The following is a 21712-nucleotide window of genomic DNA, read 5'->3' on the forward strand; positions in this document are numbered from 1 at the left end:
GGTCAGGGCGGTCGTGCGCTACAGACGGGTGGGCATCGGCCCGCGACACCGTCACGGTGGACGGGCACGGGCACTGATCGACCGACCAGCGGGTGGAACAGGCCGGCCGCTCGGGCCAGCCACCGGGGTCGGTCGACCCGCCTCAGCCTGGGCGGGCGATCCCAGCAGGAGTTCGGCTCGCGACCAGAAGCCGCACGAGATCGCAGCGTTGCCCGGCACCGAGGTGGGACTGCCGGTCGAGTGGCCGGACCAGCCCCGGCCCGGGCGTCGATCCATTGTCGACGCAGCCGGCGTCCTGGTCGGCGGGCGCGACGGGCTGGCCAGGAATGACAGCCCGCGCGCTCACCGGCACCGGGCGTGCGGCGAGGTGCGCCGTCGGGGCCGCGGCACGCGCGGGGCCGACGACGGACATTGGCGGTGGCGCGGCCGGGGCCGGCGGCGCGGCGACGCGTACGGGGGCCGGCGCCGGCCCCGCCGGTGGCGTCGGCACTGTCGGTACGGCAGCCGGCTCGGTCACCGACACGGCGGCTGGCCCGAGCGCTGGGGGAACGGGCAGTGCGGGTGTCGCCGCCGGAACGACCACCGGGCCGAGAACGGGCGGTAGAACGGCATCGGTGACCCGGAGGAGCGCCACGACGACGGGCCTGATCGGCACCGTGCTCACGATGTCGACGACGTACGGCAGGGGAGCGGTGACCAGGCCGACCACGGGCGGACCGGCCGGCGTACGCACCGCCGACCGGTCGGGGGCGGCGGTGGTCGGCTGTCGCGGTGGATCGGCGGCCGGCAGCGACAGGTCCACCCGGTGAGCCGAACGGTGAGCCGCGCGGGCCACGGAGGCCGGTCGGAGCCTTTCGCGCTCCGCCGTGCCGGCTGAGACGGATGCGCCGAGCCTCGACGCACCCGCCGACCGTCGAGGCTCCGTCGAAGGGGAATCCTCGCGGGGGGCGGCCACCGCACCGGTGGGCGCTACCAGCGGGGCACGGGGCCTGTCGTGGCGGCGGTCGTCGGCAGCCGCCGCTCGTTGACGGTCCTGGTCGGGGCGCTCGGCGACCGAGAGCCGTACGACTGACTCGACCAGAACGCCGATCCTCCGATGAGGCTCGTCGCCGGACCCGCTGCGCATCCCGTCGGCGGCGGCCGGCCCCTGAAACAGGGCGGCCACGACGAAACCGGCCCCGACGGCGACCGCGATCAGCGCCATCCGCCGGGTGAGCCTGCGCAGCCGTCCGGCCGCAAGCGGCGCGGACCGGTCCGGCGCAGACGCCGACGCGGTTCCGCTGACGGGACTTCGCACGCGGGCACGACCCCTTCCCTCTGGGTTGCTGACCCATGGTAGCGATGTGCTCACGTAACCGCATCCCGGTGGGGGCGCGCTCGTCGGCAGGATGCGGGAAGACCGCCTACGCGGGTGGCGGCGCGGTCGACCCCCGGATCCGCAGCGACGGGCTGATGACGATCCGGTGGGTGGGACGGTCGGGGTCGGCGAGCCGGTCGGCGACAAGACGCACGGCGGCTCGTCCGATCGAGCGTCGCGGCGGTCGGACCGCTGTCAGCGGCGGGCTGAAGAGCCCGGCTACCTCGTCGTCGTACGCCACTATGGAGAGATCGCCGGGTACGGTCAGGTGCCGCTCCTCGCAGTGCTGCACCAGCGCGATCGCTTCGGCGTCGGCGTGCACCAGCAGCGCCGTCGTCCCGGTCGCCTGGCACTGGTCGAGGATGCCGTTGAGCACGGTGTCTCGCTCGGATGACCGTGCGTCGGGTACCACAGCCACCACCGTCGCGTCCGAGTCGAGGCCGCACTCGGACGTGGCGTCGAGCCAGCCGCGCCGTACGTGCTGGCTGGTGGGGCTGTTGGCGTCGAGCACCAAGCCGACCTTGCGGTGTCCCAGCGAGGTGAGGTGGCGCACCGCCATGGCCGCACCGAGCGCGTGGTCGGTGACCACCGATTCCATGACGGCGTGGTGGCTGCCTACCGTGGCGGTGCGTTCCAGCAGGACGACCGGGACGCCGACGTCGTCGAGCCACTCGATGGTGCGCTCGGCGGTCGGTGTGTCCATGCTCGGCGCGATGATCAGCGCGTCGACGCCCATCCGCCCCACCATGCGGGCCAGTTGGGGCTGGTCGTCCTCACTGTCGTAGGACGAGCCGCGCAAAACCACTCGCATGTCCAGCTCGCGGGCGGCCCCCTCGACACCGCGAGCCACGTCCGGCCAGTAGTAGTCCAAGGAGGGCACGAGCATGCCGAGGGTGCGCCCGACCAGCGGGTCCCGACCAGCGGCGGGCGGCTCGTCGGCTGCCGGGACGTCGTCCGGCAGGATCAGGGCGACCCCACCGTGAACCCGGCGAACCAAGCCTTCGGCGGCGAGCTCCGCAATGTCGCGCCGGATGGTGACCGGCGCGGCGCCAAGCACGTGGGACAGGTCAGAGATGCGCATCGAGCCGTCGCGTTGCAGGGCTGCCAACAGTTGCTGGCGGCGGGCGACCTGAAGCGGCCCTCGGGGGGCCTCCGCCGTGACGACGACGGGGCTGTCCTTGGTCATGGGGACCTCCGAGGAACGCTTCGTGCGGTGAAAGCTCTTGCCTGGTGCGGACGACCTCGCCGGCCGGGCCGAACGCGTCGATCGCGAGCCGGATCGGCTGATCTCCCCATCCGACGAAGAGCATAGGAGTCGTGCTCCGCCGGGTCGGTCATGACTTCTCTGACGGTAGAGCGGTTGTGAACGATTGTGATCGTATCAGAGCGCTTGGCGCGTCAAGGCGGTGTTGTGCACGCTCTTGATCGGCTGTGTCCACATCGGTTTGGGAACGGCATTGACTTGCTCCTTTGTGAGCGTTTTACTTCGGAAACCCTGCGGATGCCTGCTCGTCACATTCATGGGCAACGCCCCGCTCGCCACAGTCGACGGAGACGGATCGATGCGACAGGACCACGGATGACGTCCGGGACGACGGGCCAGGTGGCGCCGGCGACCGACTCGGATGTCGCTACCGCCGCGACCTGGAGCCGGGATGACTGGTTGGCCCTCGCCGACCGGATGCTCACCGCCGCCCGGCCGTTCGCGTCGCCCGGACACGCCCTCGTCACCTTCCCCGGGCCGGAGGGCGGTTACGGGCGGGCCGTCGACGGACTGGAGGGTTTCGCCCGCACCTTCCTGCTGGCTGGTTTCCGCATCGCGGGTGCCAGAGGAGTGGGCTTGGACGAACTCGTGGACCGGTACACGGCAGGCATCACCGCTGGCACCGACCCGAGCTCTCCAGACCGTTGGGTGCGCTTGGACGAGCACCCCCAGGCGAAGGTGGAGGCCGCCTCCATCGCGCTGGTCCTGGACATGACCCGCCCGTGGATCTGGGACCGACTGCCGTCAGTGGTGCGCGAGCGGGTGGTGGACTACCTGCGCCCGGCGGTCGGCGACGACACGTACCCACGGATCAACTGGGTCTGGTTCCGGCTGGTCGTACAGACGTTCCTGCGTTCGGTGGGCGGGCCGCACTCGCTCGACGAGATGAACGAGGACCTGACCACGCACGACGGCTTCGTCCGCGAGGACGGCTGGATGTCCGACGGGCCGCACCGTGCCTACGACCACTACGTGGGCTGGGCCCTGCACCTCTACCCGACTCTGTGGGCCCGGATGGCCGGCGCGGCGGACCTGGCCGAGCAGCGCCGCGATCGGGACCTGGCCGGCCTGGACCGCTTCCTGAGCGACGCGGTCGCGCTCGTGGGCGCCGACGGATCACCGTTGATCCAAGGGCGAAGCCTGACCTACCGCTTCGCCGCCGCGGCACCCTTCTGGGTTGGCGCCATCGCCGGCGTGCCCTCGGTCAGCCTCGGCCGGTTGCGCGGCGCGGCCACCCGCATCGTGCGTCACTTCGTCGCCAACGGCGCCCTGGACGAACGCGGCCTGCTCAGCCTCGGCTGGCACGGGCCGTGGCCGCGACTGGCGCAGTCGTACTCCGGGCCGGGCTCGCCGTACTGGGCCAGCAAGGGCCTGCTCGGCATCGCGCTACCCGCCGACCATCCGATCTGGACGACTCCCGAGGAGTCGTTGCCGGTGGACGAGCGCGATGCGGTGCGGGCGATACACGCGCCAGGCTGGCTGGTCTCCAGCACCCGTGCCGACGGCATCGTCCGCGTCGTCAACCACGGCACCGACCACGCCGTCGAGGGTGCCACCGTCTCAGATTCCCCGCTCTACGCCCGGCTGGGCTACTCCACCGCCACCACTCCGGTCCTCGACGACAGCGGCTGGGCCAGTCCGCTCGACCAGTCCGTCACTCTCGTCGACGACGCGGGCCGGGTCACCCACCGCGCCGGCATGCGCCTGCTGACCGTTCACGTCGACGCCGACGGCGTGGGCGTGGCCGGGTCACGTGCCCTCGCCCACTGGGTCGACCCGGATCCGGGTCAGCGCGATCACGGCGGCGGCCGGGTGGGCCGGTTTCGACCGGCCGGGCACCTGACTGTGTATTCGCTGGTCCGCAGCCCCTGGGAGCTACGTCTGACCCGCGTCGACGACCTCGCCGACGGCATGGAGGCGGCTGCGCTGAGGCTACGGATCGGCGGCTGGGCCATTGCCGGGGATGCGACGGCCACCGCCGGCGGCGGTGTGGCGGTCGTGACCGCGGCCGACCTGACCAGCCGGCTCGAAAGCCTTCAGGGTGGCGGCACGGCCGGCGTCACCGCCGTTCCGCACGGCGGGCCCCTGGCGGGCGGGCTGGTCGTGCCTTGGCTGGACCACCCCGTCCGGCTGGGCGCATGGGCTGCCACCTTAACCGACCTGTCCAGGGTGCCGGTGGCCACGGCCGGGCAGGCATGCCAGGCCGTGGTCGACGAGGACGGCCGGGGCCTCCACCTGGCTGTCGACTGGCCCGACGGGATCAGTACGTCGACCCGCCTGGACACGGAGCATGCCAGGCCCACCCAGGCGTCCTGGTAGCAGTGCGGGCCCGTCCGGGCCCCTTGACCTGAAGGAGAAAGGGATGAAGCGTGCGATACCGGCCGTCATCAGCGCTGCGACGGCCCTGACGCTTGTTCTCGCCGGTTGCGGCGGCGGAGACGAGCCGGTCGACCCCAATGCCCCGGTGACCATCACCCTGGCCGGCTGGAGCCTGTCGTCCACGCCCGAGTTCAAGACGCTCGCCGACGGCTTCAAGGCGACCCACCCGAACGTGACGGTGGAGCTCAAGGAGTACGCCCCGGGCAACGACTACGACACCCAGATGATCACGGACCTGGCCGCCGGCACCGCCCCGGACGTCTACGTCATGAAGAACCTCAAGAACTTCTACACGTACCAGAGCGGTGGTCAGCTGCTCGACGTCTCCGACGCCACCTCCGGTCTCGGCTCGAGCCCGGCGCTCGCGTCGTACCAGGTGGACGGCAAGGCGTACGCGGTGCCGTACCGACAGGACTCGTGGGTGTTGTTCTACAACAAGGACCTGTTCGCGAAGGCGAAGGTGGCACCGCCGGACGGCAGTTGGACCTGGGACGACTACACCGACGCGACGAAGCGACTGCACACCGGGCTGAAGGGGGCCGGTTCGAACGCGACCGGCGCGTACCAGCACACCTTCCAGTCGACAGTCCAGGGATTCGCGCTCGCCCAGACCCCCAACGCGGACCTGCTCTCCGGGGACTTCGGCTACCTGAAGCCGTACTACGAGCGGTCACTGGACCTGCAGGCGGCCGGCGCGCAGCCGACCTTCGGCACCGCGAAGACCAACAAACTCACCTACCAGGCGCAGTTCGGCAAGCAGCAGTCGGCGATGCTGCTGATGGGCACCTGGTACGTGGCCACGCTGCTCAACCAGCGACAGAGCGGTGACGCCGACAAGTTCCAGTGGGGGATCGCCCCGGCGCCGCAGTTCGACAAGTCCACCACCGGCACCTCCGCCACACCTGTCACCTTCGGTGACCCGACCGGCTTGGGAATCAATCCGAAGATCAGCAAGTCCAAGACCGCCGCGGCGAAGGCATTCCTCCAGTACGCGGCCGGCCCGGATGCCGGCAAGGCGCTTTCCGGGATCGGCATCACCCCGGCCCAGGTCACCGACGCGGTCACCGCGACGCTGTTCGGGCTGGACGGCGTACCGCAGGACGACCTGTCGAAGTTCGCCTACGCCAAGCACACCATCAAGCCGGAGAACCCGGTGTCGAAGCACACCGCCGGCCTGCAGAACCTCCTCAACGAGACGCACTCGGCGATCCTCTCCGACAGCAAGGGCGTCGACGCGGAGCTGAGCAAGGCGCAGGCCCGCGCCAAGAACGAGGTCCTCAACCAGTGAGCTGATGGCGGGTCCGGCGCGCCTGAACCGCACGCCGGTCCCGCCACCATGCCGAACGCTCCCGGAGACTCCCTATGGCAACATTGCCGCGCACGAGACCCAGGAACCGGCGGCTGGTGTCGCGCAACACGGTCGCCGGCTGGTCGTTCATCCTGCCCAACTTCGTCGGCTTCGCCGTGCTCACCCTGCTACCCGTGGTCGTGCTGTTCTACGTGGCCTTCACCAACTGGAACGTCTTCGGGGTGGCCGAGTGGACCGGCACCGCCAACTTCCGGCGAATGTGGGGCGACGCGAGCTTCTGGACCGCACTGCGCAACACCGTCTACTACACCGTCTTCCACATCCCGCTGACCCTCGCGGCGTCACTCGGGCTGGCGCTGCTGCTCAACCGCAAACTGCGCGGAGTGCGGTTCTTCCGCACCGTCGCGTTCTTCCCCTACATCACCTCGATCGTGGCGATCGCGATCGTCTGGAACCAGCTGTTCAGCCCGGAGTACGGCCCGATCAACGCTCTCCTCGGCGCCGTCGGGGTGGCCGACGCGCCGGGCTGGACCACATCGTCGACCTGGTCGATGCCGGCCGTCATCATCGTCGGCACCTGGCGGTACATGGGTTACTACATGCTGCTGTTCCTGGCCGGCCTGCAGACCATCCCGGCCCAGCTCTACGAGGCGGCCGAGACCGACGGCGCCACACCGTGGCAGCGGTTCGTGCACGTGACCCTCCCCGGGTTACGGCACACCACCTTCTTCGTCACAGTGCTGCTCACCATCGAGAGCTTCAAGGTCTTCGACCTCATCCTCGTGATGACCGGCGGCGGACCGGGCCAGTCGACACTGGTGCTCTCGCAGTACATCTACCAGAAGGGCTTCGAGGAGAACCAGTTCGGCTATGCCTCGGCGGTCTCCGTCGTCCTGTTCGCCATCTGCTTCAGCATCACGGTCATCCAGTTCATGGTCAACAAGCGGAGGAACAGCTGATGACCGCTACCGACCTCTCCCTGCCCGCCCCGGCCGTCGCCGCGCCCGGCAACCGCACCGCGCCCGGCCGACCGGTCCGGTCCCGGGGTTGGCGACTTGTCGGGTACGCCGCCCTCGTGCTCGCGGCGGCGGGGCTGCTGCTGCCGTTCTACTGGATGGTGGTGGCGTCGTTGAAGACCAACAGCGACGTCTTCACCATCCCGATCACCTGGCTCCCCGATCCCGTGGTGTGGCGAAACTACCTCGACATCTGGCAGCGCTCGGACATGACGACGTGGTTGGGGAACACACTGCTGCTGTCGGTGGTCGTCAGCCTCCTCCAGGTGGCGACCGGCAGCTTCGCCGCCTACGGCTTCGCCCGGGTCCGCTTTCCCGGCCGCAACGCGCTCTTCCTGGCGTACGTCGGGACGATCGCGGTGCCGTGGCAGTCGTACATGATTCCGCAGTTCATCCTCATGTCGAAGCTGCAGTTGTCGAACACGCTGTGGTCGATCGTCGCGCTGCAGGCGTTCGGCGCGTTCGGCGTGTTCCTGATGAAGCAGTTCTACGAGACGATTCCCGAGGAGCTCAGCGAGGCAGCTCGGGTGGACGGGCTCAGCGAGTTCGGCATCTACCGACGAATCATGCTGCCGCTGTCCCGGCCGGCACTGGCCAGCCTGGCCCTGCTGACGTTCGTGACCACCTGGAACGACTACCTCGGCCCGCTTGTCTACCTGCGGAGTCCGGAGCTGCGCACCATCCAGTTGGGGCTGAACACCTTCGTCTCCCAGTACAACGCCGAGTACGCGCTGATCATGACGGGCTCGGTGCTGTCAGTGCTGCCGGTCGCCGTCATCTTCCTGCTCGGCCAGCGCTACTTCATCGAGGGCATCGCCTCGACCGGACTGAAGGGTTGAGGCCCATGCGTTCGCGCCACAACACCATCACCGCCGTCTTCGACGGGTTCTACGTCGCGCTCGTCACCAACCTGCTGCTGGTGCTCGGTTGCCTGCCACTGGTGACGCTCGCGTTCACCACCGAGGCGGCGCGCTCCTGGCCGCTGTACGCGCTGACCGCCCCGCTCTGCGCGCCCGGGCTCTGTGCGGTCTTCGCGGTCATGTCCGCCTACTCTGCCGGCGACACCGGCGGCGTGCTGCGCACCTACTGCCGCGCCTGGCGAGCCACCGCCCGACCGGCGATGCTCTGGACGGTGGCAGCCACGGCCGCTCTGGTGGTGCTCGCCGTCGACGCCCGCGCCGCGTGGGGCCACCGGGTCGGGGCACTCGCCCTGCCGGTGCTGGCGACCCTGATCGTCCTCACCGTCGCGACCACGCTGCTCGGGCTGGTGACCCTCGCCGACCGACCCACCGCGCGGTTGCGTGAGGTGGCCCGTGCCTGCGTGTACCTGGCGGTGCGCCGCTGGTACCTCACCGCCGTGTCTCTGCTCGTCCTCGTGCTGCTCGCCCAGCTCCTGGCGGCCCGCCCCGCGATCGCGCTCGGCCTCGCCGCCGCGCCACTGCTCTACGTCGTATGGGCCAACAGCCGCTTCACCCTGCGCGCCGCCCTCGACCCACCGACGACAGCACCCCAGACCACCTGAGCGCCACGTTCCGGCCACCGAGCCGGGACGCCGACGACACACCTGCCCGGCACCGGACCGGACCCACGAGGGAGAACAGCATCCATGACGGCGACCGACGTCCGTCCCAACTCCGACGCAGAAGCCACGGCGGCCGCGGTGGCAGCCGCGATACGTACCGTCGACGCGAACATCGCCACCTTCGGCGACCGGTACCCCGCGGACACCACCGACGCCAACCGCTACCCGCTCCGGCCACCGAGCGGAGACCAGCCGGAGGGCGCCAACGTCGGCTGGACCACCAGCTTCTGGCCCGGCATGCTCTGGTTGGCACATGACCTGACCGGCGACGAGCGCCACCTGCGGGCAGCGCTCTCCCACGTGGACAGCTTCGCGGCCCGGATGACCCACGGCATCGACCTGGACACCCACGACCTCGGGTTCCTCTACACCCTCGCCTGCGTCACCCCGGCCCGCCGTACCGGCGACCCAAAGGCCCGAGACGCGGCTCTCGCCGCCGCCGACCACCTGATGACGCGCGTCCTCGAACCCGCCGGAATCATCCAGGCCTGGGGCGACCTGAACGACCCCCGCCAACGCGGGCGCACGATCATCGACAGCCTCATGAACACGCCGCTGCTCTTCTGGGCCAGCCAGAGCACCGGCGACGACCGCTACGCCGCCGCGGCCCGCCGGCACACCGCTCAGCTGCGCCAGCACATCCTGCGTCCCGACGGCACCACTTTCCACACCTTCTACTGGGACCCGGCCAGCGGCGCGCCGCTACGCGGCGAAACCGAACAGGGCCACTCCGACCACTCCTGCTGGGCGCGCGGGCAGGCATGGGGCATCTACGGGTTCAGCCTCAACCACCGGCACCTCGGCGACCCGGCGTTGCTCGCCGCCGCGAGGACCTGCGCCGACCGCTTCCTCGCCCACCTGCCCGACGACCACGTCGCGTACTGGGATCTGGAGTTCGGCGACGGCAGCGGCCAGGAGCGGGACAGCTCGGCGGCGGCCATCGCCGCCTGCGGCCTGGTGGAACTGGCAGACGGCCTTACCGACGACACGGTCAGCGCCGACCGGTACCGGAAAGCCGCCGCCGAGATCCTGCGCTCGCTCATCGGCCACTACTCCACCGGCGGCCATCCGGTCTCGAACGCGCTGATCCTGCACGGCGTCTACGACAAACCCAAGAGCGTCGGCGTCGACGAGGGAACCCTGTGGGGCGACTACTTCTACCTGGAAGCCCTCACCCGCGCCACCATTGCGGGCTGGACCAGCCCCTGGTGACCGCCACGCACCGACCCGCTCCGCCCCGCATCCCGAAAGGTGACCATGGACTACCGCTACCACTGCTCTGTTCCCGCCGTCGACGGCCGCAACACGCTGCCCTTCAATCCCTGCCGGCTGCTGGACTTCACCCTGCTGCGGCTGTCGGCCGGCGAATCCTGGACCGGCGAGTCCGGTGACCGGGAGATCCTGGCCGTCATCCTCGGTGGTACGGCCAGCTTCACCGTTGCCGGCCGCCACTTCCCGCAGGTCGGCCAGCGTCCGGACGTCTTCTCCGGCAAGCCGCACTCCGTCTACATCCCGGCCGGCTCCTCGGTGACCGTCGAGGCCGTCACCGCCGTGGAGATTGCCCTACCCAGCGCACCCAGCGAGTTGGCCACAGACCCCTATGTCATCGCACCGGAGCAGGTCGTGGGCGGCCGCTGGGGAGCGGCAAACTTTGGCCGCACCTACCACCAGATCCTCACCGAAGTCTCCCAGCCGGACCTGCCGGCCCGCCGGCTCATCGTCGGCGAGACCTACACGCCGTCGGGCAACTGGAGCACCTACCCACCGCACCGGCACAAGGTCGACGACCTGCCCGCCGAGGCCGCACACGAGGAGATGTACTACTACCGCGTCAACCCGGCGAACGGGTTCGGCATCAGCCGGGTCTACACCGACGACGGGTACGAGGAGAACGTCACCATCCGTGACCACGTGATGCAGATGATGCCCGAGGGGTACCACACAGTGGTCAGCGCACCCGGCTACACCACCTATTTCCTGTGGTTCCTGGCCGGCACGCAACGCACCCAGGGTGCTCGCGAGGACGCCGATCTCGCCTGGGTGGGCCAGACCGTACCGTCCCTGCGGAGCCTCGGCCTGTAGTCACGCCGGTGGGACCCATCGCAACGAGCTAGCGGACAGACCCTCCATGCCCCTATTGTGCTAGGCAACTAGTGGAATGGGGTGGCGAGGTGATCGAGTTTCACCTGGACGCACGGTCCGGGGTAGCGCCGTACATGCAGCTCATCCGACAGGTACGGCACGCGCTCCGGCTCGGCGTTCTGAACGAGGGCGACAAGCTGCCCACAGTGAAGGAGGTGGTGGCCCGGGTCGCTATCAACCCGAACACGGTGTCCAAGGCGTACCGCGAGTTGGAGTACGAGGGCCTGGTCACCGCCCGGCCCGGGCTGGGCACGTTCGTCACCCGCACGCTGGTCGGCGACTCGCTGAGCAAGCACGAGCCACTGCGGCAGGGCCTGGCCCGCTGGCTGACCGAGGCACGGGAGGCGGGCCTGGACGACGAGAGCATCGAGGCGCTCTTCCTCAGCAGCTTTCGGACATTTTCGGAGGCCCGAGGATGACTAGCGCCCTGATTGCGGACGGTCTGACCAAGCGGTACGGGCGGCGCTCCGCACTGAATGACTGCACTCTGGACATTCCGGCCGGCCATGTCGTGGGTCTGGTCGGGCCGAACGGCGCCGGTAAGTCCACGCTGCTGCAACTGGCCTGTGGGCTGCTCGATCCGACCGCGGGGCGGATCGAGGTGCTCGGCGCGCGGCCGGTCAGCGGGTCGCCGCAGGTCGGGTTCGTCGCGCAGGACACCCCGGTCTATGCCGGCCTGACCGTCGCCGACCACCTGCGGATGGGCGCGCACCTCAACCCGTCCTGGGACGCTGCGCTCGCCGAGCGGCGCATCGCCCAGGTCGGCCTGGACCCGAAACAGAAGGCGGGCAAGCTCTCCGGCGGCCAGCGCGCCCAACTGGCCCTGACCGTCGCCGCGGCGAAGCGGCCCAATCTGCTGCTGCTCGACGAGCCGGTGGCGGCACTCGACCCGCTCGCCCGGCGCAACTTCCTGCAGGGGCTGATGGAGCTGACCGCAGAGCAGGGCATGAGCATCGTGATGTCCTCGCACCTGGTCGCCGACCTGGAACGGGTCTGCGACCACCTGATCGTGCTTGTCGCCTCCCGGGTGCGGGTGGCCGGCGACGTGGACGACCTGCTCGCCACCCACCACCGCCTGGTCGGCCGGCGGCGCGACACCACAGAGCTGGGCGTCGGGCGAGCCTTGGTCGAGCAGAGTCACACCGAGGTGCAGTCGACCCTTGTGGTGCGCAGCACCGCGCCGATCGTCGACCCGTCCTGGCAGGTCGACCGGCTGGACCTGGAGGACATCGTGCTGGCGTACATGAGCGGTGCCACCGGCGACGGTACGGGCCGGGTTCTGGAGGGGCAGCGATGATCTGGATGACCTGGCGGCAGTTCCGCACCCCGGCCCTGGCCACCGGCACCCTGTTGCTGGCGCTGCTGGGCGGTCTGGCGCTGACCTGGTCGGAGGTGACCGAGTTGGCCACGCAGACCGGATACACCGGCTGCCAGGGCGATGCCTGTCGTGCCGCCGCCGAGACGTTCCTCCAGGCGCTGCAACCGGGATGGGCGAGTGAGTTCCACATCGCCGCCATCGGGGCGCTCTACCTGCTGCCTGCCCTGGTGGGCATCTTCTGGGGCGCGCCGCTGGTGGCCCGGGAGCTGGAGTCCGGCACGTACCGCATGGTTTTCAGCCAGTCCGTCAGCCGCGGCCGCTGGCTGGTGGTCAAGCTGGCGGTCGGGGGCGGCGCCGCCGCGCTCGGTGCCGGCCTGCTCAGCCTGGTGCTGACCGAGTGGGCGCAGCCGATCGACGGGGCCTCGGCGGACCGGATGAACCCGCTGGTGTTCGCGGCCCGAGGGGTCGTCCCGGTTGGCTACGCGACGCTGGCCTTCGTTGTGGGTGTCGCCACCGGGCTGCTGCTGCGGCGGACCCTGGGCGCGATGGCGGTGACCCTGCTGGTGGTGGTCAGCCTCCAGATCGCCGCGCCGTTCGTGGTACGCCCCTGGCTGGCCCAGCCGATCACCACTGTCACCCCTCTGACGTTCGACGGCGACTTCGGGATCTCGATGAGCCCCGACACCGGGCGGATGACGGTCCACGTCGAGCCCGACCGCAGGGGTGACTGGGTGGTGTCGAGCACCACGATCACCTCGACCGGAGCGGAGTTCACTGGTCCGGCCGATTTGACCCGGTGCGGACCGAGGGCGCTCGGCGGGCGCGAGGCGTGCCAGAGATGGCTGGGCGAGCAGAACCTCAGCCTGAAGGTGAGCTACGTGCCCGGCTCGAAGTTCTGGGGCCTGCAATGGCGGGAGTTCGGCGTGCTGATCGCGTTGACCGTCGTGCTGTCCCTGTTCTGTCTCTGGTGGGTTCGCCGCCGACTCGTCTGACAGCAGAGCCGGTGGGGGCAGGCGGAGCGCCTGGCCCCACCTGCCTGTCGGCCCGTAGCTACCGGCCAGCGGGCTCGGGGGAGGGTCAGAAGCTGCTGACCAGCTTCACGAACGCCTCGTCGATCTTGGTGGGGTCGGTGGCGTCGAAGGCCTTGCCCGACGATGCCTTGGCGATCCGGTCCAGGGTGGCGAAGTCCGACTCCCGGTCGAGGGCGATGCAGAACACCTTCACCGGACGCTGCGGGTCCAGGGCGACCTCGGCGAGCAACCGGGCCAGGTCGTTGTCCTTGCTGTACTCGTTCTTGCCGTCGGTCAGCACGACGATCGCGTTGATCCGCTGCGGGTCGTACCGGTCGAGCAGTTCCCGGTGTGCGGCCCGGACCGTCGCGTAGAGCGCGGTATCGCCAGCGACCTGCAGGCCGGCGATCTTGCTGTTGATCCGCTTCTGGTCGAACCCGCCGAGCGGGACCTCCTCCCGCCAGGGGCTCTTCGGCCGCTGCTGCGTCTCCGAGGAGAACGACCAGAGACCCACCCGGTCTTCGGTGTTGAGCAGGGCGAGGCCCTTGCCCGCCGCCGCCGCGGCCACCTGGAAACGGGTACGGGTGCCGACCATCGCCTCCATCGACCCCGAGGTGTCCAGGGCGATCAGGATGTTGGCCTTCTTGCGCAGGGTGCGCCAGCCGTCCAGCATCGCGCTGACCACCTGCGGGTCTGGTGGCTCGAAGTAGTTCAGCCCGCCGGTGGGCTCGGCGCCGACGCTGGCGAGCAACTCCGCCGAGGCGCGGCGCTCATGGTCGCGGAAGCCGAGGCGGGCGAAGCTCGCCTGCTGGTCACTCTCGGTCAGGAACTTCTGGAAGTCGGCCGCCGCCGCGCGTTGCCGCTCATCGGCGGAGGGCAGCACCACGAACGGGTGGTCCAGGTTGAACGTGCCCTCCTTGGGATGGACGGCGACCAGCGGGACGTTCGGCCGGCGGCCTCGCTCCTGCCCTTCCTGCCGAGGACTGAGCGCACCCGTGTTGTAGAGGTCCACCAGCTCCTCCTGAAGGACGATGGCGCTCATGTCGTCGGTACTGCCTGCCCCGCCGGCCAGGTCCGCCTCGGCGAGGCTGCGCAGCAGGTCCACCGAGTCGTCGCTGTAGTGCGACACGTTGGCCTCGATCCGGCGGACGAACTGGGTGACCGTCGGGTCGGCCAGGTCGGACCGGGTCAGGTCGCTGGCCCGTCGCACCGCCGCGTAGTAGGTGGCGATGGTCGCCGCCAGCCCGGATGTGGACAGGTTCGGGTTGTCCTTGCCGAAGGTGAAACGGCCCCACTCCGGCTTGCCGAAGTCCGCCCACCCGTCCCGCCCGGACAGGCCCAGGATCTCTCCCCAGCCCAACGATCCGCGCTTGCGTACCAGTTCGGCCTTGGGCTGCGGCATCGCGATCACCAGCGGGCTGTTGGCGATCGACGGGTAGCGGTCCGGAGTCTGCAACTCCCGCCCGGCGGCTTTGTCGAGCAGCCGGAGTTGGCCGGTCCAGAGGCTCGACGTCGGCAGCCAGACCTGTGGTTGCGGCAGGCCGGTGTGGGTCCAGCCGGAAGCCAGCGCCTCGGTGGCCTTGCCCGAGTTCAACGCGCTGACGTGCACCTGGGCGCAGCCACCGTCCTTGATCGACCGGTCGCTGCGGTTGTAACGCTCGGCCAGGTCAACCAGCAGAGCCGCCTTCTCCGTCGAGGAGTTGACCTGGAGGATCGTGGCGCAGTCGGTGCCCGCTTCGCGCTGTCGGACGAACACGAACGCCCCGGCGATGACCACCAGCCCGGCGGTGACGGCGGCGGTGTACGGCAACCACTGCCGCGTACGCGTAGCGGGTGGGGCCATCGGGACGTCCTCCTCGGCGGGCGGCTGGTGGCAGTCAACCTATCGATGCGGCGCCAGTCGGCGAACCCGACCCCAGCGCGCCGGTCACCTGCGGTCGGGCCGTCTCCCGAGGGCCGTCGCGACCAGCAGCCGAACCAGGTAGACCACGACGAAGGCGACCGCCCCGACCGCGGCGGCCGGGCCGACAGCGCTCGACGCGACGTAGCCGGCGGCGGCCCCAACCGAACCGAGGAAGAGCGCTGTCGAGATGCCCCAGGCGTCGAGGGCCTCACGACGCAGCCGCCGCAACCTGCCACCGCCTTCAGCACCCATGCCGGGCCCCGTCGCCGGCAGGTGTGCCGGCTGGGTCTGCACCGGCGGGTGTGCCGGCTGGGCCGGTCGGGCCTGGGTCGGCACCGTCGGCCGGGCCGGTACCTGCGGCTGCGTCGCGCCCGGTTGCGACGCCGTCGGCGTGAGCTGGGGGAGCGGTTGGTTCGGCGTCGGCGCGCCCGCGGTCTCGTTGCCGGCTTCGAGCAGGCTCTCCCGACGTAGCGGCTCGGTGACCCTGCCGTCCTGCCGAAGCAGCCGCACCAACACGCGCTCGGCAGCCGGCCGGTCCGCCGGGTCCTTGGCCAGGCACTCCCGGATCAGCTCGTCCAGTACGGGAGGCATCGCCGGCAGGTCGGGCGGATCGTTCAGCACCCGGTGCATCACGGCGAAGAGCGAGTCGTTGCCGAACGGCGGCCGACCACCGGCGGCGAAGGCGATGGTGGCCGCCCAGGCGAAGACGTCGCACTGTGGACCGATCACGTCGTTGCGGAACCGCTCCGGTGCCATGTAGGCGGTGGTCCCCATGACCCGGCTGGAGGCGGTCTCGGTGTTGCCCAACGCCCGGGCGATACCGAAGTCGATCACCCGAGGACCGTCCACGCCCAGCACCACGTTGTCCGGCTTCAGATCGCAGTGCACCACCCCGGCACTGTGGATCGCCGCGAGCGCCGTGACGGTGCCGACCGCGAGCCGGTGCAGGGCGTTACCGGTCACCGGACCACGCTCGCGGACGTGCCGGTGCAGGGTCAGGCCCTCGATGAACTCACTGACCACGTAGGGCCGCTCGCCGTCCACCTCCGCGAAGAGCACCTGCGCGGTGCAGAACGGCGCGACCCGGCGGGCTGCGGCGATCTCCTTGACGAACTGCGACCGCGCCCGTGGATCACTCAGGTCGACGTTGACCATCTTGACCGCGACCCGGTCACCGGCGTCGTCCTCGCCGAGATAGACGACCCCCTGCCCACCCGCACCCAATCGCCCGACCAGGCGATACGGGCCGGCGGTGACCGGGTCGTGCGTCCACAGTTTCGCCAACCCCGGCACCGGCGGGCCGGCCAGCTCTGACATCCCGACTCCATCAGTGTCGTGCCCGGCCACCGGCGGCGCAGGACACGGCCATCGTGCCATGTCGGCCGCCGGCGACCGAGGACGTTCGACAATGGGTCGAGTCGAAGAAGACCCATTCGCCAAGGGCCATCCGGTACGACGACGCAACCGGTGCGACAGCGCCGGCCCCGGTTTGTCGCAGGGTGCGCTGAACAGGTCTTCCATGGCCCGCGTGAGATCACCGCCGGCTCCTTGTCAGCTCTGTTGGCCGGGCTCGGGCCGGCACGGCTGCTGAGTGGCAGAACCCTGCCGACCGTTCTAGGCTCTTCTCTGGGTCAAGCCACGTGCCCGACACGATCCCGAGTCTCGGGAGGTCCGCACGTGACCGACGAGCCAGCAACCGCATCGGCCGTGAAGGCCCACCTGATATCCATTGATGCAGGTTTGCGGGCGGCTGGCGACCCGCCCGGTCTGAGCACGACGCGGCCTCCCCACGCGGGGTCGCGACGACGCCCAGACCGGACAGCGGAGGAACCCATGACCACCACTTCGACGGGTCGGCCCGCACAGACGAACAGCCCGGCCGACCGCGGCACCACGCCTGAGTCGCCGGCCAGCCAACTCCTCGCCGTGATGGTCGCGCTGCCGGCTGGCCATCCGTCCAGGCCCGCCGCCCGCGCCCAGGCCATCGAGGCATGGCTCCCGTTGGCCCATCACCTCGCCCGGCGCTACAGCGGCCGCGGCGAGCCGAACGAGGACCTGACCCAGACGGCAGCACTGGGCCTGATCAACGCGATCGACAGGTTCGACGCTTCGCGTGGGATCGAATTCGTCAGCTACGCGGTCCCCACAATCGTGGGAGAGATCAAGCGTCACTTCCGTGACCGCACCTGGGACGTGCGGGTTCCCCGGCGGTTGCAGGAGCGGCGGATGGCCATCGGCGAGGCCAACAACAGCCTCACCCAGTTGCTGGGCCGCTCGCCGACCGTCGCCGACATCGCCCGACATCTCGACCTCACGGAGGAGGAGATCCTCGAAGGGTTGGAAGGCGCCCGCGCGTACAACGCGGTCTCACTGTCCACCCCGTTCGGCGATGGCACCACCTCCAGGGAACTGGGCGACACTCTCGGCGGCGACGACAACGAACTCGCCCTCGCCGAGCTGAGGGTGGCTCTCACGTCGGCGGCGGCGGTCCTTGACGACCGGGAACGGAGGGTCATCGCACTGCGCTTTCACGGCAACCTGACCCAGCAGGGCATCGCCGAGCAGATCGGGGTGTCACAGATGCACGTCTCCCGGCTGCTGACCCGCGCGCTGGCCAAGCTGAGGGTGCAGCTCACTGCCACCCCTTGAGGGCGGGCCGGTGACCTGCGGCGATCGGTGGATCCGGCCGCCGCCGGGCCGACGGGCAGGAGTCGCCGGATGGGATTCCTGACATCTTCGTCAGACAGCCACTAGCGAGCCGGTTTTCGCTGCAATCGGCGCAGCAAGGTGCGGGTGACCAGCTAGCGTGGGCTATCGCTAGCGGCGTTGCCAGCTCTGTGACGGTGGTCTTGACGTCATAACCTCGGGCAACCTGGGGCGCGGTTCGCGACAAGTGCCCCGGTCAGGCCCCGGCCGGTAAGAAGGTTCCGTCCGGGGCCGCCCGCCTAGGTGAGGGAGCAGCGGGATGGCTGGCAGTGACAGCGGTGCGGGCACCGACGAGCCACGGCCCGCAGCGGTGGACGATCTCGCGGCGAAGCTGAGTGACCTGGCTCGGAGGTTGCAGCACGAGGACAGCGTGGAGGCGACCCTGCAGGCGATTGCCGGCGCAGCGGTGGGGACGGTTCCGGGCGCGGAGCAGGCCGCCCTGTCCGTGGTAGAACACCGCCGGGAGATCCACACTCGGGCCGGTACCTCCGACCTGGTGTACGCGGTGGATCGGGTGCAGTACGAGGTCGGTGAGGGCCCGTGCCTGAGCGCGGTGTATGAGCAGCAGACCGTGCACGTGCCGGACATGACGGTCGAGGGGCGGTGGCCCCGGTTCACCCAGCGCGCCGCCGAGTTGGGCGTGTCGAGCATGTTGTCGTTTCAGCTGTACGTGCAGGACGACAACCTCGGCGCGCTCAACCTGTACTCGTCGCGCACGCACGCCTTCGATGACGACTCGGCGCACGTGGGGCTGCTGTTCGCCGCGCACGCCGCAGTGGCGATGTCCGGCGCGCAGCACCTCGAACAGCTCAATCAGGCGATCTCGGTGCGGGACGTCATCGGGCAGGCGAAGGGCATCCTGATGGAGCGTCACAAGCTGACCGCCGATCAGGCATTCGCTGTCCTGGCACGGGCCAGTCAGAACACCAACCGGAAACTCGTCGACGTCGCAAGGTACCTGACGGCGACGGGTCAACTGACCCACCGCACACCCCGGTGAACGGCGCCTCCGTGTCCCTCATGCTTCGGATCGAGAAGGCGGGGACAGGCGGTCGGGCACGCCGAAAACACCCAGTAGCCCGGTGATGGCCAAAACCCTGTGCACGGTCGGAGTCAGGTTGCTCAGACGCAGCCGGCACCCTGTCCCGTAGGCGTGTTCTCGGCAGGTGAGTAGGCACCTGATGCCGGCAGAGTCGATGAACGTCACGCCGGCGAGGTCTACCTCTATGTCTCGGAAGTCGCGCTCGCGCAGAATGCCCTGCACAACCTGTTCGAAATGATCAGTGACGCACCCGTCCAGCTCACCGACGGCAGCGACTCGCGCCCGCGTCGAGGTTTCGACGTGTACGTCGACCCGCAGGAGGCCTTGCTCGGTCGGACATTGACCGGGTGAGTAAGGGTGCACGAGGTACCTCCCGCAAGAGCGGCGGTCATGGTCCCTCGCTGCTGAAGGTAGAACTTGTTCGACGGCAACTATAACCGTTGTCGCTCCGCCGTCCACCATCGATGCGGACGTCTCCGGGGCGATGACGTGCCGGCTCAGGGCCTCCGGATCGTCGCGGCGCGGGCGACGAGCGCCGCGGCGACGTCGCGAAGTTTGCGGTTGGAGTTTTGGGAGATCTTCGCGAGGATCGTGAAGGCTTCGTCGGCGGTGCAGCGTCGCTCGCCCATGATGATTCCCTTGGCCTGCTCGATCACCGCGCGGCTCTTCATCGCGGCCTGCATGTGCTGCGCCAGGGTCACCTGGGTGTCGTACAGGTGGGCGTTGGTCATGGCCACGGCGGCGTAGTCGCCGAAGGTCTCCGCGAGGGTCACCGCCTCGGCGCGGAAGGCGTCGGGTCGGGTGGCGTAGAGGTTGAGCGCACCGGTGACGGACTCGTGCATCGGCAGGCCGATCGACAGGGAACTGTGCGCGCCGGCGGCGACGGCCTGGCCGGCCCAGTCCGGCCAGCGGCTCTCAGCCGTCATGTCGACCACGTGGATGGTGACGTTGGCCGCCGCCGCCACGAGACATGGACCCTGGCCCTGTTCGTACTGCGCTTCGTCCAGCGCGAGGGCAAGTTCGCCGGTGAAGGCCGCGGTGTGCGCGCCGCCGGCCCCGACCAGGGTGACCGAGACCTGGTCGGCGCCAGGAACGGTCCGGGTGGCCAAGCCGGCTACCCGGGACAGGACACCGCTGAAATCGGTTTCGGTGAACTTGATCCGACCCAACTCCGCGAAGGCAACGGCAGGCAGCAGTGGGTCTACGTCACTCATGTCTGTGTCCCTCTGAAGGGCACGTCACAGACGCTCCAGCGGGCGCCCGGGCATGCGGATCACTGCAGGGCACCCAAAGAGAAACCCAGGAACCGCGCCGCTTCATGACGCCGGATCGCCGACACCCGGAGAGGCATCGGCCACAGATGAGCCAGCATAGCGGCTAGATCCAGCTTCGCCACATGCCTGCCTCGGCGGCCTAATCCGATGGTGGTTGGCGGCGGATGACGAGCAGGGCGATGTCGTCGGTGGGGTGCTCCTCCGCCGTGGTGGCCATGATGTGGTCGCACAACGCCTCGGCGGGCCCGGACCGCACGGCGTCGGCGAGGCGCTCGATGCCGGTGTCGATCAGTTCCCTGCGGCGTTCGACCAGTCCGTCGGTGTAGAAGACGAGCGCCGCGCCTGGCGGTAGGTCCAGAACGGTGGTGCGGCGACTGGTTGATGGTCGGCCCACGCCGAGTGGCCGGTCCACCGTCAGGTTGACGAGCTGGGTGGGATGGCCGGGGACAGCCAGCAGTGGTGGCAGATGGCCTGCGGAGGAGAGGTGGACCGTTGTGCGGTCGGGCGCGATCAGGGCGTAGACGGCGGTGGTGAGGGTGCCCGCCTCAAAGTGGTGGATCTTGCGATCGAGGGAGGTCAGCGCCACGGCGGGATCGTCGGAATCGAGGGCGTAGGCGCGTAGCGCGCTGCGGATGCGTCCCATGACGACGGCGGATGGCAGCCCGTGGCCGGAGACATCACCGATGACGGCGCCCAGCCAGCCCGAGGGCAACGTGAACACGTCGTACCAGTCGCCGCCGATGCCCAGGTCGTGGCCGGGCACGTACCGGGCGGCCAGGTCCAGGCCGGGAATGTCGGGTAGCCGGCCGGGCAGCAGGCTGTGTTGCAGGGCCAGCGCTGCCTGCCGGTCGAGGACCTGTGCTCGGGCCTGACCTGCGAGGCTGGCACGATCGGCTACAAGCTGCAACAGCTTCACGTCTTCGGGGCCGAACCGCCGCAGGGCGAGGGAGCCGACGTGCAGCACGCCGACGAGGATGCCGTTGGCGAGCATGGGCACACCCAGCAGGGCACGTATGCCCGTGGCGAGCAGGACCGGATTGACCACGTCGTCGGGAGTAACGTCATGGATCGTGACCGGCGCGCGTGTCGCCGCCACCCGCCCGGCGAAGCCGCGTCCGACCCGGATGCGGAATCCGCGGCGTACCTCCTCCTCCAGGCCCTTGGCCGCGGTCGCGACGAGCTCGCCGGTGTGGTCGTCCAGCAGGAGGATGGTGGCGGTATCGACCTTGAGCAGATCCCGGACCCGTTCAAGGAGCTCGTCGAGCAGGTCGGCGATGTTCAGCCCCGACAGAGCGGCATCGGTGATCGCCTCGATACGTCGCAGGCGCTCCTCATTCGTCACCACCTCGGCATCAGCCACCCAGGCAGCCTAGACGCGGGCACCCGGCCGGTGGCACGTCAGGAGCAAGA

The 21712-nt window shown here is 69.8% G+C and carries 19 protein-coding genes; 12 read left to right on the forward strand and 7 right to left on the reverse strand.

From position 1 onward, the window contains the following. Positions 1 to 142: 142 nt before the first annotated feature. Together PSH03_RS18410 and PSH03_RS18415 are read right to left on the reverse strand one after the other, a co-directional pair. Positions 143 to 802: a hypothetical protein gene (locus PSH03_RS18410; protein ID WP_238689877.1), complete on the reverse strand. Its 660-nt coding sequence runs from the start codon at positions 800 to 802 to the stop codon at positions 143 to 145. Between the two features lie 601 nt (positions 803 to 1403). After that, on the reverse strand, positions 1404 to 2543 hold the full coding sequence (locus tag PSH03_RS18415; RefSeq protein ID WP_238689878.1) for a substrate-binding domain-containing protein: 1140 nt from the start codon (positions 2541 to 2543) through the stop codon (positions 1404 to 1406). Positions 2544 to 2936: 393 nt separating this feature from the next. Between PSH03_RS18415 and PSH03_RS18420 the strand changes: the two genes are divergently transcribed. The 10 genes from PSH03_RS18420 (at position 2937) to PSH03_RS18465 (ending at position 13359) form a co-directional block, all read left to right on the forward strand. Beyond that, complete coding sequence (locus tag PSH03_RS18420) at positions 2937 to 4940, forward strand: DUF2264 domain-containing protein (RefSeq protein ID WP_238689879.1); 2004 nt, start codon at positions 2937 to 2939, stop codon at positions 4938 to 4940. A gap of 43 nt (positions 4941 to 4983) precedes the next feature. Further along, positions 4984 to 6288 (forward strand): ABC transporter substrate-binding protein, encoded by a 1305-nt coding sequence (locus PSH03_RS18425; RefSeq protein WP_238689880.1) that lies wholly within the window; start codon positions 4984 to 4986, stop codon positions 6286 to 6288. 116 nt (positions 6289 to 6404) lie between these two features. After that, entirely contained in the window at positions 6405 to 7268 is an 864-nt protein-coding gene (locus PSH03_RS18430; RefSeq protein WP_238689881.1) for a carbohydrate ABC transporter permease, read from the forward strand. After that, positions 7268 to 8164, forward strand: a complete 897-nt coding sequence (locus PSH03_RS18435) for a carbohydrate ABC transporter permease (protein WP_238689882.1) — start codon at positions 7268 to 7270, stop codon at positions 8162 to 8164. The genes PSH03_RS18430 and PSH03_RS18435 overlap by 1 nt, the downstream gene beginning before the upstream one ends. Positions 8165 to 8169: 5 nt before the next feature. Next, positions 8170 to 8847 (forward strand): hypothetical protein, encoded by a 678-nt coding sequence (locus PSH03_RS18440; protein ID WP_238689883.1) that lies wholly within the window; start codon positions 8170 to 8172, stop codon positions 8845 to 8847. An 84-nt stretch (positions 8848 to 8931) separates the two neighbouring features. After that, positions 8932 to 10119 (forward strand): glycoside hydrolase family 88 protein, encoded by a 1188-nt coding sequence (locus PSH03_RS18445; RefSeq protein ID WP_238689884.1) that lies wholly within the window; start codon positions 8932 to 8934, stop codon positions 10117 to 10119. 45 nt (positions 10120 to 10164) lie between these two features. Beyond that, positions 10165 to 10989 (forward strand): 5-deoxy-glucuronate isomerase, encoded by an 825-nt coding sequence (gene iolB, locus PSH03_RS18450; RefSeq protein ID WP_238690119.1) that lies wholly within the window; start codon positions 10165 to 10167, stop codon positions 10987 to 10989. 89 nt (positions 10990 to 11078) lie between these two features. Next, the gene (locus tag PSH03_RS18455) at positions 11079 to 11468 is read left to right on the forward strand and encodes a GntR family transcriptional regulator (RefSeq protein WP_210786704.1); all 390 of its coding nucleotides are present in this window, start codon (positions 11079 to 11081) and stop codon (positions 11466 to 11468) included. Continuing rightward, positions 11465 to 12346, forward strand: coding sequence for an ABC transporter ATP-binding protein (locus PSH03_RS18460; RefSeq protein ID WP_210786702.1), 882 nt, complete (start codon positions 11465 to 11467; stop codon positions 12344 to 12346). The genes PSH03_RS18455 and PSH03_RS18460 overlap by 4 nt, the downstream gene beginning before the upstream one ends. Beyond that, positions 12343 to 13359, forward strand: a complete 1017-nt coding sequence (locus tag PSH03_RS18465; protein WP_210786700.1) for an ABC-2 membrane transporter-related protein — start codon at positions 12343 to 12345, stop codon at positions 13357 to 13359. Before PSH03_RS18460 ends, PSH03_RS18465 begins: the two co-directional genes overlap by 4 nt. A gap of 85 nt (positions 13360 to 13444) precedes the next feature. Here PSH03_RS18465 and PSH03_RS18470 read toward each other — a convergent pair whose 3' ends face one another. Beyond that, positions 13445 to 15220: a substrate-binding and vWA domain-containing protein gene (locus PSH03_RS18470; RefSeq protein ID WP_238689885.1), complete on the reverse strand. Its 1776-nt coding sequence runs from the start codon at positions 15218 to 15220 to the stop codon at positions 13445 to 13447. An 84-nt stretch (positions 15221 to 15304) separates the two neighbouring features. After that, entirely contained in the window at positions 15305 to 16597 is a 1293-nt protein-coding gene (locus tag PSH03_RS18475) for a serine/threonine-protein kinase (RefSeq protein ID WP_238689886.1), read from the reverse strand. A 516-nt stretch (positions 16598 to 17113) separates the two neighbouring features. Between PSH03_RS18475 and PSH03_RS18480 the strand changes: the two genes are divergently transcribed. Next, entirely contained in the window at positions 17114 to 17929 is an 816-nt protein-coding gene (locus tag PSH03_RS18480; protein ID WP_210783726.1) for a SigB/SigF/SigG family RNA polymerase sigma factor, read from the forward strand. Between the two features lie 316 nt (positions 17930 to 18245). After that, complete coding sequence (locus tag PSH03_RS18485) at positions 18246 to 18986, forward strand: GAF and ANTAR domain-containing protein (RefSeq protein ID WP_238689887.1); 741 nt, start codon at positions 18246 to 18248, stop codon at positions 18984 to 18986. Between the two features lie 18 nt (positions 18987 to 19004). On the opposite strand, the gene PSH03_RS33055 is transcribed toward PSH03_RS18485, so the two are convergent. The 3 genes from PSH03_RS33055 to PSH03_RS18495 all read right to left on the reverse strand — a co-directional run bounded on the left by PSH03_RS33055 (position 19005) and on the right by PSH03_RS18495 (position 21662). Continuing rightward, entirely contained in the window at positions 19005 to 19286 is a 282-nt protein-coding gene (locus tag PSH03_RS33055; protein WP_372494821.1) for an STAS domain-containing protein, read from the reverse strand. Between the two features lie 239 nt (positions 19287 to 19525). Further along, entirely contained in the window at positions 19526 to 20242 is a 717-nt protein-coding gene (locus tag PSH03_RS18490) for a GAF and ANTAR domain-containing protein (RefSeq protein ID WP_238689888.1), read from the reverse strand. 199 nt (positions 20243 to 20441) lie between these two features. Beyond that, positions 20442 to 21662 carry a PP2C family protein-serine/threonine phosphatase gene (locus PSH03_RS18495; RefSeq protein WP_238689889.1) on the reverse strand — a complete coding sequence of 407 codons (1221 nt, stop codon included), beginning with the start codon at positions 21660 to 21662 and terminating at the stop codon, positions 20442 to 20444. Positions 21663 to 21712 lie beyond the last annotated feature (50 nt).

Origin of the sequence: Micromonospora salmantinae (assembly GCF_022230905.1) — a bacterium.
Classification (GTDB): domain Bacteria; phylum Actinomycetota; class Actinomycetes; order Mycobacteriales; family Micromonosporaceae; genus Micromonospora; species Micromonospora salmantinae.

Bases quoted from the DNA above. Each gene is read 5' to 3' on its own strand.
- PSH03_RS18420 (WP_238689879.1), top strand. From the start codon at position 2,937: ATGACGTCCGGGACGACGGGCCAGGTGGCGCCGGCGACCGACTCGGAT.
- PSH03_RS18485 (WP_238689887.1), top strand. From the start codon at position 18,246: ATGGCTGGCAGTGACAGCGGTGCGGGCACCGACGAGCCACGGCCCGCA.
- PSH03_RS18445 (WP_238689884.1), top strand. From the start codon at position 8,932: ATGACGGCGACCGACGTCCGTCCCAACTCCGACGCAGAAGCCACGGCG.
- PSH03_RS18465 (WP_210786700.1), top strand. From the start codon at position 12,343: ATGATCTGGATGACCTGGCGGCAGTTCCGCACCCCGGCCCTGGCCACC.
- PSH03_RS18435 (WP_238689882.1), top strand. From the start codon at position 7,268: ATGACCGCTACCGACCTCTCCCTGCCCGCCCCGGCCGTCGCCGCGCCC.
- PSH03_RS18425 (WP_238689880.1), top strand. From the start codon at position 4,984: ATGAAGCGTGCGATACCGGCCGTCATCAGCGCTGCGACGGCCCTGACG.
- PSH03_RS18490 (WP_238689888.1), bottom strand. From the start codon at position 20,242: ATGAGTGACGTAGACCCACTGCTGCCTGCCGTTGCCTTCGCGGAGTTG.
- iolB (WP_238690119.1), top strand. From the start codon at position 10,165: ATGGACTACCGCTACCACTGCTCTGTTCCCGCCGTCGACGGCCGCAAC.
- PSH03_RS18475 (WP_238689886.1), bottom strand. From the start codon at position 16,597: ATGTCAGAGCTGGCCGGCCCGCCGGTGCCGGGGTTGGCGAAACTGTGG.
- PSH03_RS18415 (WP_238689878.1), bottom strand. From the start codon at position 2,543: ATGACCAAGGACAGCCCCGTCGTCGTCACGGCGGAGGCCCCCCGAGGG.
- PSH03_RS18470 (WP_238689885.1), bottom strand. From the start codon at position 15,220: ATGGCCCCACCCGCTACGCGTACGCGGCAGTGGTTGCCGTACACCGCC.
- PSH03_RS18460 (WP_210786702.1), top strand. From the start codon at position 11,465: ATGACTAGCGCCCTGATTGCGGACGGTCTGACCAAGCGGTACGGGCGG.
- PSH03_RS18480 (WP_210783726.1), top strand. From the start codon at position 17,114: ATGACCACCACTTCGACGGGTCGGCCCGCACAGACGAACAGCCCGGCC.
- PSH03_RS18440 (WP_238689883.1), top strand. From the start codon at position 8,170: ATGCGTTCGCGCCACAACACCATCACCGCCGTCTTCGACGGGTTCTAC.